The sequence below is a fragment of the Streptomyces sp. CB03238 genome, assembly GCF_002099185.1.
Classification (GTDB): Bacteria; Actinomycetota; Actinomycetes; order Streptomycetales; family Streptomycetaceae; genus Streptomyces.
Genome location: NZ_NBCN01000010.1, coordinates 175593 through 194378, shown reverse-complemented (window position 1 = coordinate 194378; position 18786 = coordinate 175593). Strand labels below are relative to the sequence as shown.

Genomic DNA, 18786 nt, shown 5'->3' with positions numbered 1-18786 from the left:
CACTACTCCCGTAGCACGAAGTGCACCGGGTGTTTCTCCCAATTGGGTGCCGAGTGGTGGTTCAGAATGCTTCCGATGGGGCCGGTCTCGGTGCAGCCGATCCGGCCCCGTTTACTCACGCGGATTCGGTGACCGTGGCGCCGCCGTCGAACTGACTGATGTGGATGGCGATGTACTCGGCCGGCCGTGCCACGGCGACGCCGACATCGATGTGCACCTCACCGTTGTCCACAGTCGTCGTTGTGTTGTTGGTGTCGTCGCAGACGACGACGAACGCCTGGTCGGGGCTGGCGGAGGCGAACATGCCGGCCTGCGCCATGGCAGTGAGCTGCTGAGTGACGTTTGCCGCGATGGAGTGCCACAGCTCCGGCGTATTGGGCGCGAAGACAGCCGACCGGGTCAGGTCGACCAGGATCTTGCGGGTGTACGTGAGCAGCCGGCGGACGGCGATGTACCGGTCCGGGTAGCCGCTCTTCAGCGTGCGCGCACCCATGATGCAGATACCGGCTTGCGGGACCTGGCGGATCACGTTGATGCCCCAGGCGTTGAGGCTGTCGAGCTGGCTGTTGGAGAAGCGAAGCTCGGTGGAGTACACCCCGACGAGACGGCTCAGCGTGCCGGCGGCAGACTGCTGCTGGCCGTAGAGAACGTCGGTCTCGCTGTACTTGCCCAGGACTGCGCCGCCCGGCGGCAGCAGGCGCGTGGCGCCCGGCGCGACCGAGGAGGGGTCGGCAGCGAGAAGCCAGGGACCGTAGACGGCGGCGTAGGAGCTGGAGCGCAGGGGGGCAGGCGTCGAGCCGCTGTTGGCGGCCGGGGAGAGCTTGGCGTACTCGGTGACCGCGGCTGCCGGGTCGAGGGAGGCGGTCTTCGGGGCGTCCACGACGACGAAGGCGTAGCCGTACTCCTCGGCCCAGGTGATGACCGAGTTGAGGATCGTGGTGTCGGACACGCCGGGCAAGTTGACGTTGACGATCTCGCCGGTCGCTTCGAGCTGCCTGGTCGCGGCGACGAGGTCTGGCGCGGCGACACCGTCGATGCCGCCGGTCATCGGGGTTGCGCTCTGGAGCGCAGGAGTGATGCTCGCACTGTAGGCGTCGGTGGCGAGGTACTCGGAAGTAACGAAAGCGGAGCCGTTGACCGGGGAGTTGACCATCGCGACCAGGTTGCGGGCGTCCGCCGGGTCCAGTGAGACGTCGTTGTAGCGGTCGGAGATGTACGCGTCGGTCGTACCGCCGACCTTGATCGCGCAGTTGAACCGGCCGGCACCCGTGTTGGAGTTGGTGATGTCGATGTAGATCCGGTTGCCGAACGCTCCGGCCGCCTTCGCGGTGAACTTCAGAACAGGTTCGGGCGTCGCCTGCCGGTCGTTGAGCGTGACCGTGGCGGCCACCGAGTCCGAGGGAACGGCTCGTGCGACGTACGCCTTTCCGCCGCCGTTGTTGAAAAAGGAGTAGACGGCGTAGGGCAGCAGGTCGGTGCCGTTGCCCCAGCCGCCGTACACCTGCTCGAACTGGCTCCAGGACGTGACCAGGGTGGGGACCGCCGGTCCGAAATTGTGGCTTCCGACGAAGGCAGCGATTGCCTCGCCTGGGGTTTGGACCACAGGGTTGGAGATCGCATCCAGCGTCTCGTCCACGTAGATGCCGGGGCGCAGGAAAGTCGCCATGGTGAAAAGCTCCTTCGGGGCCTAGTGGCCGAGGGGATGAGTGTTGAGTTCGACCGTCTGGACGGGCTTGATTGCTGCGATTTCGTCGAGCAGCTCAGCGCTGACCTGGATCAGGTAATCGACCTGCCAGAGGCGCTTTCCCTGTGCGTCACGGCCATCGTGAAACTCTGGTCCCCCGGCGACTTCGAGACGCCGGACAGTTCCGTCTTCGGGCACTTCCAGATAGGCCCACCGGGGATGGAGGTAGTCCCTCCCGGACAGCGCGTGTGCGATGTTCGCCGCGTGCCGCTGCTTCCTTGCGTAGACGGTGACCTGGTACTCGATCAGGTACGGGATGGGGTCGGTCGCCAGGTACGTGGAGGCGCTGTCCTGACCTTCGGGGGTGTATCCGAGTACGACCGTCCCCCGGTGTTCCGCCTGGTGGTCGGGCTCGGCGCGCGTGCGCTCGATGAGTATGAGCGGGAAGGTGGCGGTGGCCAACTCGTTCTCAGGGAGCCGAAATCGGACGTCGACTGGAAGGCCGCCGGCAGGGGTGTTCGTGTCGTTGACGAAAATGCCCTGGAGCTTCGCCTTGATTGCGGCGTCCTCATTCTCTATCCAGGGCATTGCGCGCCTTCCGGTGTCTACGACATCGAGCCTCCGCGATCAGAATGCCAGTAATCAAAGAAAACTGTTACAACCCAGTTCCTTATGACAGCGCCACGAAATAGGAGGCGGATCCGGGGGAAATGGTTCCCATATTGATGGACGCAGGGAGCGAGGTTTGCCCAGTCGGGCCGTTGGCGAATCGGAGCGAAGCCCCTGTAACGCCCATGTTGAGGCCCGAGGATGAGTTGTTGCTGGCGGCCGTGAACTGGGGGATGGTCGTCCCGTTCGCCACGAACGCGATGAAGTAGTCGCCGGCCGCGGCGTTGTACGGGGTTGTCAGCGACATCTTCTTTTCGCCGATCGTGGACCAGGCCGTGGACTGGTCCGCCGTGACAGCAACGCGGGCACCGGCAGTCGTGTAGAGGCCGGCGAAGCACTGGTTGGCCGTGAGCGAGGTGCCGCCGGATGTCAGGTGCATCCAGATCCAGCCGATGGTGACCGGCCGCTTGAGCCGGACCTTGATCATGCGGACGCCGCCGGACTCCGGCTGGCCGCTGCTTCGGAGGTGCTCAAGACCGCATGACCATGTGAACATGCCGTGGTCACCGGGGCCGTACTGGTTGTCGAGGTTGGTACTGGCGGTGACGTAGGTGTTGGCGAGGTCCGGGATCTGAGAGACGGGCACCTTGGAGGCGGAGTCCAGCGTGGCGACGCCGGATGCCGCACCGCGGGTGCTGGTCGCGACGTAGGTCCCGGAGAGGTCAGGAACTTGAGCGGTGGGGATCTTGCTGGACGCGTCGAGTGTGGCGACACCGGACGCGGCGCCGGCCGAGGTCTTGAGGATGTATCGGGCGTCCGCCTGTGCCTGGCTGAGGCCGACGTTCGTCGGGGGGAGCTGGGCGCTGGGCACCTGGCCGTTGGCATCGAGTGCGGCTACGCCGTTGGCGGCCCCGACCTTTGAGGCGTCGAGGACGGCTTGGCCGCCTTGGGAAAGCGTTCCCTCGACGACAGCGAGCGTGCTCGGTCCGACGCGGCGCAGTACGACGTCCGGATCGGAGGTGCCGTCGCCGAAGGTGAGTTCCCCGTCGGGGCTTACGGCGATGCGCGGCTGGGAGTCGGTGTCCTGCTGCACGGTGAGCGCGGGCCCGCTGCTGAGCGGTATGGACAGGTTCACCGGCTGGCCGAGCCGCTGATATCGGGCGTCGGCCAGGGCCACCGTGAGCAGGTCTGCGGCGGACAGGGACGCGGTGTCCTCGAAGGTGGTCAGTTGCTCCTGGACGAAGGCGTCCGGGTAGGAGTAGGGGGCCATCGTGCTCCTTGCTGTGCCCGGTCAGCGTTCGCCGGCTCCCTGCGCGGGGATGTACTGCGCGAAGACGCTGTCCGCGGTGATCTCGTCGGGCTTGACCTCGACGGCCGTGATCGAGACGAGTACGTCTGCGCGACGGATCTGGCCGAGGATGCTCATCTGGGTGATCCGGAAGAGCCTGCCGTCGTAGGCGATGCGGTCCCGGAGGTAGCGGTCGTGATGGATGTCGGCCTGGGTGATGCCGGTCTTCTGGACCTGGTCGAAGCTGGCGGTGACGTCCAGGGTGTCGACGGTGTAGAAACCGCGGTCGCTCTCCTGGTCGCCCTTTTCCACGTGCGTGGCGTGCAGGACAGGCACCGGCCATGGCCCGTCGTAGGCCAGGCCGCCTGCGTCTCCCTCGTCGTAGATATCGTGGGAGACCGAGCGCAAGTGGGAGAAGCGCCACCAGGAGATGACGTCTCCCATGTGGCGCTGCCAGGCCCGTAGGCCGCGGTCGATGCGCTCGGTCTCCTCGGTTGCGCTGAACCGTCCCCGTTTCCAGTCGGCTCGGCTCATGCAGCCCACCCCGGATAGGTCGGGTTGGGGATGCCAGACGGGTCGACGTCGTGCTTGTCGATCTGCGGCAGGACGCGCTCGGGGTAGGCGTGGTCGTCGAACTCGCGGTCGACGTAGATCGGCACGTAGCGGCCGGTGGTGCGAGACACACGGCGCAGCGTCGCCATTTCGATGCGGAACAGGCCGATGTTCAACTGTCGGCAGAGTTCCTCGTACCGATCGGTGAGGACCGAGATCTGGTGAAGGACCTGCGTGTATCGCTGTCCGCGGTCGACGTGGGTGCCCTCGCCCGTGGATATGTTCACGTCCGACGAAGCGTCCGTCGCCACCGCCCAGAGGGCGTTGATGACGGTGAGCAGTACGACCGGCAGCTCCTCGACATCCGGCAGGTTCTCCAGCGTGAGCGGCTCATCGGCGTAGCGGATGAACCCGTTCTTGCTGCGGTACCTGACCGTGACGTGCCTGTTGTGGCAGTGCTGGAGCTCGGCGTCGCGCAGGTGCTGGGTGAGTTCCTCGTCGGTGAACATGCCGGCAGCCGCGCCCTCAACGATGAGGACCTGGCCGAGTGGGAGTGGAGCGCGGCTGCCGAGGAGCGTGACGCGACCCTCGCGCCCGTCCACACGGTAGTCGGTGCCGACTACCAGGTCGGTCAGCGTCCCGCCGTTCAGCACGCTGACGCGGGTCAGGGTGACGTTGACCGCGCTCAGGTCGTAATCCGTCAGCTCTCCTGTCCCAGAGAGCACGTCGCGGAAACTGGTGCCGAAGTCGCCTAGCTCTCCGCGTATTCGAGAGAGGAGCCTAGTCAGTTCTGCCATGAGTCCAACCCAACTGCCAAGCCAGCCGTGCTCAGCATGAGGTTCTCGTTCTGCGAGGCGGAAACAGGTGTGTCGAGTTGCCAGACCGCCATCACCCCACCGCCCGTGCCCGTGGCCGCGCTGACCAGCGCTGCGTGTGTGGCGACGGCTCCCATTCCCCCACTGGCCGTGAACGGTCCAAAGAACACGGGGGCCGAATTGCTGACGCTCGACCCGCCGCCAAGTGGTGACGTGGCCACGGAGAAAGGCAGCGGCTGCCGGCTGTACCCGGTGGCGGTGATCTCGACGGCCGCCATGTCGGTCATCGCCGTCCGCCGGCCCGGATCACTGGTCAGCAGAGCCAGGTACAGCGTGCCCGTACCGTCTGTGCGGCCGGTGGTGAGCCCGTTCAGCCAGGCGCCGCTAGTGTCGGCCTTGGTCTGCGCCGAAAACTCGTTTAGGAAGGCCACAGGCAAGTAGAAGGCGACCCCCGACAGCCCCTGTTGCTGGTACAGCTTGACGAGGTACGACCGCAACACGGTGGGGGACGGTACCTGCGCCGTGGTGGCAGTGGACGTCACGAGCTGGAGCGCAGCACGCTCCGCGACCTGGGTCAGATATCCCGCCATCAGTCCACCTTGATCGTGAGTGTGCCGGCCGACGCCAGCAAGGACTCGCCCTGAGCTGCGGTGACCGGAGAGTCCAGGGGCCACACCGCGAGGACCGCAATGTCTGTGCCGGTCGCTGCGGTGACCAGCGCCATGTGCGTCACGGCACCACCGGATCCAGTGGCGTCGGTGAAGGGACCGAAGACCACGCTGCTGGACAGGGACGCCTGGGCAGGTGTTGCTGACTCCACGACGAAGGCCGCCCCGTTCTTCGGAGCCGACATTTGAACGGCCTGACGCTGGTAGCCAACTGCGGTCAACTCGCTGGACAAACCCGTAGCCATGTTGCCGGGATTGGAAGTGCACAGCGCCAGATACAGCGAGCCGCTCGGGTCTGCTGGACGGGCCTGTATCTCGGCGCGCACGGCCGCGGATCCTTGGGAGTCGACCTGGTCCAGGAGCGAAAGCAGGTATGCCTTGGGTGCCCAGACACCGATGGTCGGCTCGGCCATGTGCCTGATCAGGTGCGCCTTCAGCAGACGGTCAGCCACCGGATCGGTCCCCGAAGCAGCGTTCTCGCCACCGCCGGTCATCAGCGTCAGAAGGGCCTTACTGGCGTACCGGGTGAGGTATCCGGGCATCACTCACCACCCGGCGGGGTGGGGTCGGCCATCTCGGGGTCCGGGTTCTCCGGAGGCGGTGCTGGCGGAAGGTCGGATTCGAGCGTGAAGGACTCGTCGAAGGCGGACAGAGCGATGGCCAGGGTGCGCTCGATGGTCGTGCCGGGGAAGGTCAACGCATCCGCATAGGTACTGATCACCACGTTCTCGGTCGAGTAGCCGACGCCGGCTGTGCCGGGCTCGACCTCTTCGACCGGTGTCACCACGGCGCCCTGCGGTAGGGAGCCGACCCCAGCGCCGTATCCGCCTTCAGCCATCAGGACGTATCGCTGTCCGAACTGGATGTCACTCACAGATGTCTCCTGAGAAGAGAAAGGGGGGAGAGGGAGTGGATCCCTCTCCCCCGCGGTCGCGTGCTGGCTCAGTGCCAGAGCAGGCCCTTCTCCTCCAGGTGGTTGGCGACGAACGCCGGCACCCGGTACTGCACACCGGTCTCGAAGGTGAAGTAGTTGCCCTGGCCGATCACGACGTCGTTCAGGTCAGCGTTGACGCGGATGACACGGTCCGACTCCTCGACGACGACCGGCTGCTCCTCGACCTCGGGCTGGGGGCCATCGACCAGGTCGACGACGGTGTCCGCCTTCTCGGACTCCGCGACGACCGTCGCCGTCGCCATCGACTTCGCGCGCTCCTTGGCCTCGGTGTCGCGCTCGCGGGCGAGCTTCTCGGCGGTGCGGCCGGTGAGGTCTCCGGCGGGCTTGCGGGCAGTCGCCATGTGGTTCTCCTACTCAAGGGAAGTTTGGTGCGAACCCGCAGGCAGGCCTCCGAGCGAAGACCTGCCTGCGGGGGGTGACTGCGAAGCCCGAGCTTCACAGTCTCGAAGACTCAGTTGGTCTCCGCGATGACGACAGAGGCGTCGGTGATCAGACCCAGGCCGAAGATCGAGTACCAGGCCAGGAGGTGCTCACGGCCGAAGTCCTGGACACCGCCATCACGCAGCTCGACCGGCAGGGAGATGGCGTGACCGAAGGCGTTGTCACCGATGCAGATGCTCTGGTAGACGTCCGCCGGGGTCGTGCCGTTACCGTTGCCGATCTTCTTGACCTGCGTGGTCTCGATGAAGATCACGTCGTCGATCCGACCGATCTCACCCAGGCTGAAGGCACCCGGCTGCGCGTACTTGCTGGACTCGATCCAGGTCGGGTCCTCACGCAGCCAGCGGGACTGGTGCGGGTGGACGAAGCACACGTAGACATCGCCGAGCCTCGGGATGTTTCGGGTCGCGAGGGTTTCGACCATGTCCTTCACAAGCGCGCTGGTGAACCGGTAGTTGCCGGTCAGGCCGGCACGGTTCGCGGACGGCGCACCCTTGTCGTACGGCGAGATGCGGGTCGGTGCGTTGCCAGTCGTAGCGAACTTGTCGTAGCCGTACAGGACCGAGCTGGCCTGAAGCAGGGTGTCGCGCGCCTGTTCGTCGAGGTACTTCGCCATGTTTCGGCCCAGGAGTCGGGATCCCGAGGCGAGGACGTCGTCGAACGAGGAGTTGAGCAGTAGCTCCGACACCGCGATGGCGTAGCCGTGCTCGCTGACCGTGATGCTGAACTGGGACGCGGTGAGGGCGTGCGTCTCCATGCGGACGCCTTCGACGAGCTGGGACGCGTTGCCCAGGTTGTCGTAGCGCATGAAGTGGATGGTGAGACCGGGGCTGACCCCGAGTTCGGTCTTCTTGACTGCGAACTGCTCGACAATTCGCGCTTGTTACCCGCCGGCTGCGGGGCCAGGTCATTTCTGCCTGACTCTTACGGTTTTCCATCCCGCAAGATCGGACTATATCTTCACCTCCAGCTCCAGCTCACTTCTCACCTAAGAGCTGGACCTGTAGGAGGTGCCTCGCGTGTAGTCTCTACGGAGTCCCAGGTGTTGGGTTCCCTCGGTATTCCCCGTGCTACGAATGATTGCTACGAGGAGGAGGGGTTCACCGATACAGCGTGGTTCTCACTAACCCATCGCTAGGTTAGGCGGCCCGAGACCGGAGAATCGGCATCGACTGAAACAGGATCTCCTTCGACCAGAGTTCCTGGATCGCCGGAGAGAGTTCAGAGTTCGTGCCGGAGTAGTTCGTCGGAGACGCCGACAGATTCGGCGTACCGGTGATGGCAGATGCCATGCTGTGCTTCCCTTACTTGTGCGGCGGGTTAGCCGAACATGCCCTGACGCGCGGAGGCGGAGGCAGCCGGCAGGAGCTGACCGCGGAGCTTCGCGTACTCGGACATGGGCATGTTCTTGATGTCGCCAGCGGAGTACTGGCGGTAGCCGGCGTCCGTGTCGGCGGGACCGACGCCGTAACCGGTAGGAGCGGTGCCTCGCATCTGGGCCCGCGCGGCGACCTGTGTCTGCTGGATCTGGGCGACGATCGCCGAGGACTTCTGCTTCATCAGCTCGATGCTGGAGCGCAGTTCGTCTTCGGTGTTGCCCTGGACCAGGTCGACCAGCTCGGGCGCGATGTCGTCGGCAGCCTGGGCGAGCATCTCGGCGCGGACGTTCTGGAGGCGGTTGTACTCCTGCTCGCGGGCGAAGAGCTCGCGGTCGGTCTCGTACTTGGACTGGAGCTCGGTGAACCGGCGCTCCCACTCCTCCTCGCGCTCCTTGAGCAGGCTCTTGGCGGACAGTTCCGCCTGTCGCTTCGCCTCTGCCTCGTCCTCGGCGGCCTTGCGGGCGGTGGCCTCGGCGGCTTCCTTCTCCTCGCGGGCCTTGCGGACAGCTTCCAGCTCTTCCTTGGTGGCCTTGAGGATCTCGTCCTGCTGGCTCAGGCGGCCGTAGAGCTTCTCGCGCTCCTCGCGCCGGACCTTCTCCAGGTCCTCGGCGGTGAAGCGTCCCTCAGCCGGGGTTTCCTGCGGCGGCTCGGGGACGACCGGGATGGTGATGACCTGGTCGTTGGGGCCGTTGTCGGACGCAGGGGCGGGGGCGTTGGCCGGAACAGTCATTAGCGCGTCTCCTGGTTACTGGCATCCTCCGAATTTCGGCTCTGCGGCAGCTTGGTGCCGTACGCCATGGTCACGAATTGGTTGATCAACGATTTGGTGTCCACACCGAGGTCGATCCCGGTTGCTCCGGGAAGAACTCCGGTCTGAGCATTGCCAGCGGGCGATCCGGACTGATCCGGGTTTCCCCCGCTTGACGGAGCTGGCTTACCACTTTCCTCAGTAGCAATTCCAGTCATCTGGAGAATAGCAGAGGAAATGGTCGCCTTGATAAGCTCCAGGGCTCCCTGCTCTACAACGTCCCGGCGCTGCTCGCTGAACATCTCTTCCAGGCGCTCGTCGGGGAATTCCTCCCCGAGTTCGACGAGGGCGTTTCGCTTGGATTCCAGACCGATTGCGAGCTTGGCCTGGATTTCGTTGAGCTTGACGAGGTTGTCAACCGGGAGCGGACTCGGCCATACGCAGTCGACGTTGTAGACGTCTGGGTCGTTCGGGTCGATGATGTCGGGCTGGGCGTCTTCGGTCTTGATGCCGTCGGTATAGGGGTCGTACAGCAGTGTCTGGGGCTCGTGACAGAACAGGGTGCGGAGCACCAGCTCGTTGATCCGCTTGATACCGACCCCGTAGTTGAGCTGCTTCAGGGCATTCTTGTTGATCAGCGGATACCACTGAATGGAGAGGGCAACTCCCGACGTGTTGGAAATCGGCTGCATCTGCCCCAGGGCGCTTTCCGGGACGCCCGTGATTTCGTGCATCGCGAGCTTCAGCGTCTGGATGTAACCCATCGGACCGTTCAGGTCGACGCCGTTCTCCAAGTTGTAGACCTTGGCCTTTTCCGGCAGGCCGCCCCAGATTTTGCGGGGGCCGCGTTCCAGATTGGTCGCCTTGGCGCCCTGGATGATCGTCGTCGGGCTGGCGTGGTAGTTGATGATGTCCGAGACGTCGGTCATCTTCTCGTTCAGCTCGCGGTTGATCGAGATGATGTCGCCGATGTCGGACAGGCCCCAGGGCGAGCCGGACACGGATATGTTCCGGATGTGAGCGACGGGGATCATGCCGAGGGGGTTGGGCCTGGCGTCGATCAACTCGTCGTTCAGGTACTCCTCGATCTCGGTGTCCGTGATGACCTCGGTGTAGGTCATCACTGTCCGAGCTCCGTCGGCGCCCGTGGTCCAGAACTTGTACTTCAGCTTGAACCGGATCAGCCGGTCGCGGTCGTGCGGGTGATACTCAGGGAAGCAGTGCGCGGAGTTCAGCGGGAGGACGCGGACGCGGCCCGGATGGATCCCGCCGGCAGTGTCGACCCACTGCGGCTCGTAGGCGATCTTGACGAAGGAGTCGCCCGTGACGCCACCCTGTTCGCCAATGGAGTTCAGCAGGGACTGCTTGTCGTTGTCGACCTCCCAGACCCTCTTCAGCAAGGCCGGCACGATGTGTTCGTACCGCTTGGGGACCGCGAACTTCACACCCTTGGAGAAGCAGAAGTTGGTGATGTAGCGCGAGAAGGTGGCCACATAGTTCAGGGTGATCTGCGGCTCGCCGGCTTCTCTCCTGTAGGCCCAATGGTGCCCGAGGAAAAACGCGAAGTTGGTGGCGTACCGGTTCAGTCTCGGGCCATGAACTTCGAATTCCTCGTCGCTAAGCTCGACCAGGCCCAGAGGACTGATGGAGATGGTGAGGTCCGAGCCGGCCGCGCGCTGATTCGGCGGAAAGAAGGCGAAGGACAACCGACACATCCTCGACTAAGCACCGAATGGTGCACCTGTAGGGAGGCGCGGTGCTACGAGTTGATGTGACGAATTGCGCTATGCCCAATCCTCACACGGAGGCTGGTTCGAGTGTTAGCGGGAAAAGGAAAGCCCCTCTGCCATCCAGAGGGGCTTCCAGCGGCCAGTGGTCAGTCCGACGTCTTGGCGTAGTTCGGGCGCTCCTGGTGGCCGCCATCTCGAACAACCTGCTCGAACCGCAGTTCCGCACCATGGCCAGCGCCGTGAGCGAAAGAGCCGAGGAACTCCGGGGCCTCGGGCCAGGCGGCGGACCCGACGTGGGCTCGCTCGCGCATGGTCTCAGCCGCAGGCTTCTCGAAAACGTTCAGGTTGTGGTTGTTTCGACCGGGGGCCGTCTGGTAGCCCTGCATGACGCCCTTGCCGAATTCAGACGGGATGTCCGTGTCGGTAGCGATTCCCTCTTCGAAGCGAAGTCGACCGCGCCGTGCAGTATTCGCGCCATGCTTGACGCCGTAGTCGTAGTTGCCCTTTTCCGCGAAGTCCGGAGTGGGCGCCAGGTTCCCAGCCATGCAATCCTCTATTCCTTGCGAGACGTCTCAGATCAAGGTTGAGGCAGATTATGGAATTGTGTTAACCGTCGCAGGAGTATCGGCGCACGGGAGGCGGCCACGAAACATCAGGTTATGAAGTAACGCGGCGTGTTAGTTCGCAAAGCTGGCGGCCGGTGGTCGTGATGTCGTATCGGCGTGCGTTCTTGAGAGCCGCGCCGGTCAGCGCTTGACGCCGGTGAAAGTCCCGGCTCATCTCGTCCAGAGCCACGGCCAGCGAGCGCGGGTCGCCAGGAGTGTAGGGAACGCCAGAGATCCCGAGAATTTTCCTCACACCGGGAAGATTCGAATAGACGACTGGAAGACCATGGGCTTGTGCCTCAATAAGGACGAGCCCGAAAGCCTCCAAACCCCTGGTGGTGAATACGAAGGCGTCGAAGCTCGGCAGGCGTTGCCACAGTTCGGCGCGGGGTAGGAACGGATGAAAATGAACCCGGCCGCTCAGCCCGAGTTCGAGAGTCCGTTGTTCCAGATGTTCCCGGAGGATGCCGTTGCCGATCACGGTCAAGTGGTGTGGCTGATTGGTTAGCGCGAGGGCGTCGACTGCTGTGATCGTGGATTTGTTGTCGTCCAGACGGCCAGCGTGCACAAGGGACAGTGGGCCGGTTCCGGTAAGCGGTCGCTCGCGGACGCGGGCATCGCTCAGCCGGATGCCCCACGGGATGACGGTGAGTCGGCCAGTGAATCGGCGCCCGGTGAGGCGGTCGATGCGGTCGGCCAGGGCCGCGGTCGGGGCGACGATCGCGGTGCTTGCAGCGGCGACTTCGTTCAGGGTTTGGCACTCCTGCACGCTGCGCTCGGCTGCCATGACCTCAGGGCCGTGGGCGATGGAGATGATCGGGATACTGTCAGCGGTTCGGGTGAAGGCCAGGCTGAGAGCGAAGCCGAGGTACTGGGCGTGGATGGCATGGGGCCGGGTCTTCTCGATGTGCGTCCCGACCTCACGCGTCAGCTCGTCGACGTAGGCATCGAACTCCGGGCCTTGGGGGCGTTTGGTCGTAGAGAGGGGGACCATCTGAGCAAAGGCGGCACTCCATACCTGACCGACGGGTTCTCTGCCGAGGAAGGTCGTGTGTGTCTCGGGCATCGCGCGGTAGAGGTCGTTGGCGAGGATCATGCTGCCGGACGAAGGCTCGGAGACGCGGTTGATGCCAGTCAAGATGTTCAGGGGCTCGGTGGTCATGTGGGTACCCCGCTCTTGGGTGACCGTTGGGTGGGGATCGGTGATCGGGTGACCGGGGCCGGCTCGACTCGTGACTCGTAACTGGCACTGTGCGTCTCGCGCTGGCGAGGTGGTGCCCACCACGACGCGAGGTGCGGGGTGAGGACGGCCTCGATCTCCTGGTCCGGGTGCAGGTAGCCGTTGCTGTCTCGCCGTGCCGTCCATACTCGGACTGTCGATCGAGGGTAGGCCGGATTGATCCCTATCTCTCCCTTGGGGATGACTGCGTTGAACGGGGCGGGGATGCCTTCGCTGTTCCAGTAGTCCCACGCCTCCAGCGCTTTGGCCTTCTCGAAGTAGTGGTACAGATGTTGGTAGCGGGCCATGTACCGGATCTCGCGGAAGATCATCTGGCCGATCAGTCCGGGCGCGGCTTTCTGGATCGTGCCGAGATCAGCGCCCTGGAAGGTGACTGATGCCGCGTCCTGGGAAGGATGCAGCGTAGTCATGGCGAACAGGTGGGACAGTCGTCGCCGCACATACTCGGCGGCTCCCGGGGCGAGAGCCGGCTCGATGCCCTCGATGAGCTGGACGAGCCGGTGGTGGCGCGGGCTGAAGCGGGCCAGGTCGAACAACTTGTCCATGCCTTCCACGGCGGCGAAGGCAAGTCGCTTGTAAAGCCAGTTGTTCAGCTCTCCCGCCTGGGCGTGGCTCCTGGTTTCCGGAGTGGTGGAGTGGAGCAGTAGGTACTCGGACAGCACCTCGAAGTACAGGTAGCCGAGGAACGGTACGGCAGACACAGCAGCGGCTAGCTGGTCGATGAACTCGGGTGCCGCAGTGACATGGCCGGCGGCGTTGCGCAGAGCGACGTCGAGGAACGGCGCGGCGGAGCGCAGCCCGGCCTGCACGGCGCGGCCAAGATGGTCGTTCTCGGCCGGGGTGAGAAAGCTTCGGTATCGCAGGTAGGTGCGCAGGTGGATGGTGCCGAGGTGCAGGTAGTCGACGCCCTTGGGCCGGATCGGCGCATCTGGGGCGACTTCCAAGATCATGGGCGTGGCGGAAGGCTTCGTTCGCATCAGGTAGGCGCCGAGGTTGTGGGGGCGCAGTCCCTCACGCTGACGTGCGAGAGGCGAGCAGTACAGCGCACCGACCAGACAGCCGGCGGACACATGCAACTGCCGACTGACTCGAATGGCGTCGATGGCTCGGGTGACGTGGAGCAGGTACATCGGCTGTCCGCTGACGAGCGCATCGGTCATGGCGTTGTTCCGGAGCAGCCAGCCGTTGGGGGTCGAGCTCTCCAGGTAGTGGCGCCAGTCGCTCTCGCTTTCGGCCAGCGACGCAGGAGAGCGACGCTGCACGGGCATGGTGTAGTCCGTGTGGGCGTGGTCCCATTCGTCGCGCAAGGAAACTCCTTGGGATAGGGGATCGACAGCCGGTGAGGGGTACCGCAGAAGGTTAGAGGAGCTCGACGTTCGCTCCGGACATGCGGTTTCGACAGTCGAGTACGTAGGGCGCGCTCTCCTGGACCATCGCGAGGTCGAATCTGGCGTGGTCCATGAGGAGCACCACGGCGTCCGAGGCTGCGGCCTCCTCCGCGGTCGCGTCCACCAGGGGCAGCGTCAGCTTGGCGCGGTCGCCGTCCGGGATGTTGGGGTCGGCGCCGCGGACCTCGGCGCCGAGGCCGATCAGAAGTTCGGCGACTCGTGCCGAGGGCGACTCGCGCAGGTCAGTCGCGTTGATCTTGTAGGTCAGGCCGAGCAGCAGGATCCGGGATCCGCTGACAGACATGCCGCGCCTTTCGAGGGCTGCCACGAGACGCTGGACGACGTAGTCGGGCATGTGGCGGTTCACGTCAGCGGCGAGCTCCACGAAGCGAAAAGGGACGCCGAGCTCCTGCTGGACCTTCCAAGAGAGAAACAGCGGGTCGACGGGCAGGCAGTGCCCGCCGACGCCCGGCCCTGGGGTGAACCGCGTGAAGCCGAAGGGCTTGGTCGCGGCGGCGTCGATCGCCTCCCAGATGTTCACGCCGAGCGGCTTGGCCAGCGTCGCCAGCTCGTTGATCATGGATATGTTGACCAGTCGGAAGGTGTTCTCGATCAGCTTGGCCAGCTCGGCGACCTTCGGCCCGGATACCGGTACCGTGGTCTGGAAGATGCCGTCATAGAAGCCCTTGATCACGTCGAGGGATTTGGCGTCTATTCCAGACACCAGCTTGGGCGTGCTCTCGAACGAGAACCGCTTGTTCCCTGGAGCGATGCGTTCGGGGCTGAACCCAGCTAGGAATTCCACCCCGCCTTTGAGGCCCGAGGTCTCTTCCAGGATCGGCAGCAGCAGTTCCTCGGTGGTGCCGGGATAGGTCGTGGACTCCAGGACCACCGTCGCACCGGGACGGAGGTGCTCGCCCAGCGTCCGGGCGCAGGACTCGACGTAGGTTAGGTCGGGGACGCTGTCCCGCAGTGGGGTCGGCACGGTGATCACCGCGATGTCGAAGCCGGCCAGCGCGGCAGCGTCGGCGGTCGCGGAGTAGGCCCCGGAGTCCAGGACGGTGCGCAGCCGGGAGGAGTCCACGTCCCTTACGTAGGAATGGCCGTCGGCGAGGTGCTGGACGCGGTGCGTGTCCACGTCGTAGCCGACGACACGGTGACCCACCTCGGCGGCGCGTACGGCCAGGGGAAGCCCTACATACCCCTGACCAGCGACAACAACATGCATGGCAGCTCCTACTCGTTTGCGGTGCTTGAATGGACCGTCGTTCCTGGTCTGGCAAGGAGAAGTGCTGTGCCCTTGGTGTCCGTCGTGATGCCCGTGTATAACTCGGCAGCCACCCTTGGCGCAGCCGTTCGATCGGTGCTGACGCAGACCCACAGCGACCTGGAGCTGCTGGTCACCGACGATCAGTCCTCCGATGGCTCCATGGACCTGCTTCGCGGGTTCGCCGAGCAGGATGAGCGCGTTCTACCGGAGTCGGCGCCCGAACGGGGCGGTGCGGGCCGGGCCCGCAACCTCGCGATCCAGCGGGCTCGCGGGGACTACATCGCCTTTCTCGACAGCGACGACATGTGGCTTCCGGAGAAGACCGAGAAGCAGCTCGCCTTCGCCGCGGAAGGTGACGCGCCGCTGACGTTCACCGCGTATTTCAAGATGGACGCCGATTACGACGGCGAGAGCACCGACTGGGTCCCGAACGGGCGGGTGGTTCATGCGCGAGAGCACGTGGACTACCGCGCAATGCTGGTCCGAGACCACATCGGTGCCCTCACCGCCATGTACGACCGCAAGGTCCTGGGCACGAGGCTGATGCCGGAGATGCGCAAGCGCCAGGACTACGCCCTCTGGCTGTCGATCATGCGGGACGGCGCTGACGCCCGGGGCCTGGCAGAGCCGCTTGCGGTGTACAGGGCCCACCAGGCGGGATCGCTGTCCTCCAACAAGCTGTCGCTCGTCCAGTACAACTGGGCCCTGTACCGCGAGCACGAGCATCTGTCGGTCCCGCGGGCGACGCGGGCGCTGGCCGGCGCTGTGTGGCAGTCGCTGCGCAACGCGCGCATCTAGATCGTGCACGGGCTCGGGGAGCCCGGTGCGCGACCGTTGCCGGGGGTGCCCGACCGGGCCCGGTTCCGTGTCGCACGATCGGCGGCTGGACCCGTGGGCGGGCCTCGGCGGGTCACCGGTGCCGTCGGTCGGCTACTCGGCTGAGCCGTCGCCGGCCCTCGCCCGCAGGAACAACTGGAGGAGCAGCCGCCGGTCGCAGACCGGGACGGTCTCCTGACCGCTGTGGAGCGCCTGCCGGCCATGCAGGAAGCGGCGCTGGTTCACGAGGAGGTAGTCCCCGGCCTGGAGCATGAAGGAGACCTGCCCCCGGACGAGCTCCTCGGCGAGCTCCCTGGCAGCCTCGGCGTGCGCTTGGCCGAGCTCGGACCGCTCCAGCATCTTGGCGGTGAACCGGACGAACCCCTCGCCCAGGTCGGAGTCGTCCAGGATCGGGAACGGCTTGTACTCCTCTCCGACTTCGTGGAGGTCGAAGAAGGTCCCGTAGTGGTAGGCCGACTCGGTCAGCAGGGCGCGGCTGGCCTCCGACAGCCGCCCCACCGCCGCATGGGCGTCGGAGAGGATGCTGAGGCCGCCGCCAAGCGGGTCGGGGCGGACGCACAGGAGCGTGGTGTAGTCCGGAGGCAAGGTCGCGTTCACCAGGTCCATGTGGAAGGCGTTGTACCCGATGCCGCTGGACTTGCCGGGGTCCTTGTCGACCTTGACCCCGATGTCCTTCCACAGGAGCCACCGCGGGAAGGGCGAAAACGGGACCGCCACCTCAGCCGCGAAGCCCGTCGCCAGCCGCCGGAACCGGTCGCCGGCCCCCAGAGCCTTGGCGAGGTTCCCGAGGCGCAGCACCGCGTAGCCGCCGCCCTCATCGATCAGCGCGTGGCGCAACGTCTCGGCGATCTCCTCGAACCGCGGGGTCGCCGCCAGCTCGGTCCGGTACCGCTCCATCGTGGACGCCGCCAGGAACGAACCGTCCAGCTCCCACGTCGGGAGAGGAAGATCGATCAGAGCGGCTTCGAGTTCGCCCGGGATGTCAATGAACACGCGGAGCCTCCTGTTTCTTGGGGTTTGCAGGATTCCGGGACCCGGCCGGGTCCCGGGGCTTCAGGTTCGTGCGTCACAGCCATCCCCGTCGAACCGCTTCGACGCCTGCGCGGAAGCGGCTTCCGGTCCCGAGCTGCGCCATCAGCTCGCCCACGCGCCGGCTGTACGTACGGGCCGATATGCCGAGTTGAGCCGCAGCCGCCTCGTCCGTGAGCCCTTGCTCAAGTACACGCAGAACCTCGCGTAGGTGTGGCGGCGCTGGGGGCGACGGGGGTGTTGCCGGGACTCCGTTCGCGCCGGCTCCACACGGTGCCTGGTGGTGCAAGGTGTTCTCCAACCCGGCATCAGAGCAGCCGCGACGATGCCAGGTAGACGGCGTGGGCAGCGGTCCGAGGCATGCCCAGCCGCTGACGGACCCGCGCAGACAGGTGATCCGCCTCGGTGACGTTCATGCCGTACACCTCCGCGTGCGCCTTAAAGGTCCTTCCGGCGGCCAGCGCGCGCAGGTAGGCCATCTCGTCCTCTAGCAAGGGGCCGGGGTCATCGGGCTTCGGCAGGTCCACGATGTCGTTCACCATGGCGATGTAGACCATCGCGGGGCGACAACCTCGCGCTGCACACCCGCGCACGCCTAGCTTGGAGGTGAGGTGTTCGAGCACCGGGGGCAAGCGCCATTTACCCAGGCCCGTCTCGGCACCAATCTCGCTGTTGGAGTGCCCCAGTGCACTGAGTTCGAGAACCCGCTTCTCCTGCTCGGTCAACGGCTCCATTCCCTCCGGCAAGGGAGGTCTGACCAGTGTGTGGATGACGGTGGACATGGATATTGCTCCTTGGTGTGGCGAGCTTGTCGATCACGCTGACGAGCCGTGCCCGTACGTGTCGTTGCAGGGGCCTTCGCAGGTGGCGCAGTCCACCTCATGGACCTGGCCGGGCCGCGGGAGCCGGGAACTCGCCCCCTGATGCAGCGACGCACTCATCGGCGGCGTACTCATGGCCCTTACGACCTGGTCGATTTCCTCAGCGAGCTGGGTGAGCGAGGTCGGGCACGCGGTGGTGTACCTCGTACCCACAGCGATCGGAGGCCGATCACGGAAGAAGACGATTCGCTTGCCGCCCCCGACCAGGACCATGTCCTTCACGCGATGCCGACCTGTGCTCAGAATCAGCACGTCGCCGCGATGAAGTTCGTCGGGGTCAATCGGGCGGGAGCCGCCAATGCGGGTGGCCACAATGACGGGTTCCGGCAGCTCGCGCCGAGACGCCCGCCTCCTGTTCAGCGACAACGGCGGCCGATCGATGTCAAGCGCGGCGGCCACCTTGTCGTTCCGAAGGCGCTCCAGCCGCTTCTCAATGTCGCGGGTCAGCATGCGTGTCCTCTCCCCCGATACTCCATTGCCGGCGTAACGGGATGCTCGTGTTCAGCGCGGTTCGCGACAGCCGAGTCCGGGTCGAGGAAGCCACCCATTAGAAGGTGGTGCAACCAGTCCAGGCACCCTTCACAGCAGTAGAGGGCTCCGTGCTGTCCGTTCCAGACGATGGGACCGACGTAGGTGACCGGGACGCCGTCGCCGTATCCCTGGCACC

Annotated in this window: 21 protein-coding genes; 1 reads left to right on the top strand and 20 read right to left on the bottom strand. The window is 65.3% G+C overall.

Annotated features, from left to right (window positions below):
* Positions 1-115 precede the first annotated feature (115 nt).
* From BKD26_RS19915 to BKD26_RS19840, 16 genes are all read right to left on the bottom strand, one after another.
* Entirely contained in the window at positions 116-1666 is a 1551-nt protein-coding gene (locus BKD26_RS19915; protein ID WP_084899843.1) for a phage tail sheath subtilisin-like domain-containing protein, read from the bottom strand.
* Positions 1667-1687: 21 nt separating this feature from the next.
* Positions 1688-2272 carry a hypothetical protein gene (locus BKD26_RS19910; protein WP_084899841.1) on the bottom strand — a complete coding sequence of 195 codons (585 nt, stop codon included), beginning with the start codon at positions 2270-2272 and terminating at the stop codon, positions 1688-1690.
* An 82-nt stretch (positions 2273-2354) separates the two neighbouring features.
* Entirely contained in the window at positions 2355-3563 is a 1209-nt protein-coding gene (locus tag BKD26_RS19905; RefSeq protein WP_084899838.1) for a hypothetical protein, read from the bottom strand.
* A 21-nt stretch (positions 3564-3584) separates the two neighbouring features.
* Entirely contained in the window at positions 3585-4115 is a 531-nt protein-coding gene (locus BKD26_RS19900) for a hypothetical protein (RefSeq protein ID WP_084899835.1), read from the bottom strand.
* Positions 4112-4930, bottom strand: a complete 819-nt coding sequence (locus BKD26_RS19895; protein ID WP_179166609.1) for a hypothetical protein — start codon at positions 4928-4930, stop codon at positions 4112-4114. Before BKD26_RS19895 ends, BKD26_RS19900 begins: the two co-directional genes overlap by 4 nt.
* Entirely contained in the window at positions 4918-5538 is a 621-nt protein-coding gene (locus tag BKD26_RS19890; protein WP_084899829.1) for a hypothetical protein, read from the bottom strand. Before BKD26_RS19890 ends, BKD26_RS19895 begins: the two co-directional genes overlap by 13 nt.
* A complete protein-coding gene (locus BKD26_RS19885) occupies positions 5538-6158 on the bottom strand; it encodes a hypothetical protein (RefSeq protein ID WP_084899828.1) in 621 nt (206 codons plus the stop codon). The genes BKD26_RS19890 and BKD26_RS19885 overlap by 1 nt, the downstream gene beginning before the upstream one ends.
* Entirely contained in the window at positions 6158-6490 is a 333-nt protein-coding gene (locus BKD26_RS19880; protein ID WP_084899825.1) for a hypothetical protein, read from the bottom strand. The genes BKD26_RS19885 and BKD26_RS19880 overlap by 1 nt, the downstream gene beginning before the upstream one ends.
* Before the next feature lie 68 nt (positions 6491-6558).
* Positions 6559-6912 (bottom strand): hypothetical protein, encoded by a 354-nt coding sequence (locus BKD26_RS19875; RefSeq protein WP_084899822.1) that lies wholly within the window; start codon positions 6910-6912, stop codon positions 6559-6561.
* 110 nt (positions 6913-7022) lie between these two features.
* Positions 7023-7886 (bottom strand): N4-gp56 family major capsid protein, encoded by an 864-nt coding sequence (locus BKD26_RS19870; protein WP_084899821.1) that lies wholly within the window; start codon positions 7884-7886, stop codon positions 7023-7025.
* Positions 7887-8332: 446 nt separating this feature from the next.
* Positions 8333-9121, bottom strand: coding sequence for a hypothetical protein (locus BKD26_RS19865; protein ID WP_084899818.1), 789 nt, complete (start codon positions 9119-9121; stop codon positions 8333-8335).
* Entirely contained in the window at positions 9121-10845 is a 1725-nt protein-coding gene (locus BKD26_RS19860; protein ID WP_206603694.1) for a phage portal protein, read from the bottom strand. Before BKD26_RS19860 ends, BKD26_RS19865 begins: the two co-directional genes overlap by 1 nt.
* A 170-nt stretch (positions 10846-11015) precedes the next feature.
* On the bottom strand, positions 11016-11414 hold the full coding sequence (locus tag BKD26_RS19855) for a hypothetical protein (protein ID WP_084899813.1): 399 nt from the start codon (positions 11412-11414) through the stop codon (positions 11016-11018).
* 112 nt (positions 11415-11526) lie between these two features.
* Positions 11527-12636 (bottom strand): glycosyltransferase family 4 protein, encoded by a 1110-nt coding sequence (locus tag BKD26_RS19850; protein ID WP_084899810.1) that lies wholly within the window; start codon positions 12634-12636, stop codon positions 11527-11529.
* A complete protein-coding gene (locus BKD26_RS19845) occupies positions 12633-14021 on the bottom strand; it encodes a hypothetical protein (RefSeq protein WP_084899809.1) in 1389 nt (462 codons plus the stop codon). The genes BKD26_RS19850 and BKD26_RS19845 overlap by 4 nt, the downstream gene beginning before the upstream one ends.
* Positions 14022-14073: 52 nt before the next feature.
* Positions 14074-15330, bottom strand: coding sequence for a nucleotide sugar dehydrogenase (locus BKD26_RS19840; protein ID WP_084899807.1), 1257 nt, complete (start codon positions 15328-15330; stop codon positions 14074-14076).
* Between the two features lie 66 nt (positions 15331-15396).
* On the opposite strand from BKD26_RS19840, the gene BKD26_RS19835 reads away from it, so the two are divergent.
* Positions 15397-16170 (top strand): glycosyltransferase family 2 protein, encoded by a 774-nt coding sequence (locus BKD26_RS19835; RefSeq protein ID WP_084899804.1) that lies wholly within the window; start codon positions 15397-15399, stop codon positions 16168-16170.
* A gap of 132 nt (positions 16171-16302) precedes the next feature.
* Here the strand turns inward: BKD26_RS19835 and BKD26_RS19830 are convergent, their stop codons facing one another.
* The 4 genes from BKD26_RS19830 to BKD26_RS19815 all read right to left on the bottom strand — a co-directional run bounded on the left by BKD26_RS19830 (position 16303) and on the right by BKD26_RS19815 (position 18569).
* Entirely contained in the window at positions 16303-17202 is a 900-nt protein-coding gene (locus tag BKD26_RS19830; RefSeq protein WP_241518740.1) for a TauD/TfdA family dioxygenase, read from the bottom strand.
* Between the two features lie 73 nt (positions 17203-17275).
* A complete protein-coding gene (locus tag BKD26_RS19825) occupies positions 17276-17527 on the bottom strand; it encodes a LuxR C-terminal-related transcriptional regulator (RefSeq protein ID WP_241518739.1) in 252 nt (83 codons plus the stop codon).
* 19 nt (positions 17528-17546) lie between these two features.
* A complete protein-coding gene (locus BKD26_RS19820) occupies positions 17547-18020 on the bottom strand; it encodes a hypothetical protein (RefSeq protein ID WP_084899797.1) in 474 nt (157 codons plus the stop codon).
* 33 nt (positions 18021-18053) lie between these two features.
* On the bottom strand, positions 18054-18569 hold the full coding sequence (locus BKD26_RS19815; RefSeq protein WP_084899794.1) for a hypothetical protein: 516 nt from the start codon (positions 18567-18569) through the stop codon (positions 18054-18056).
* Between the last annotated feature and the right edge of the window lie 217 nt (positions 18570-18786).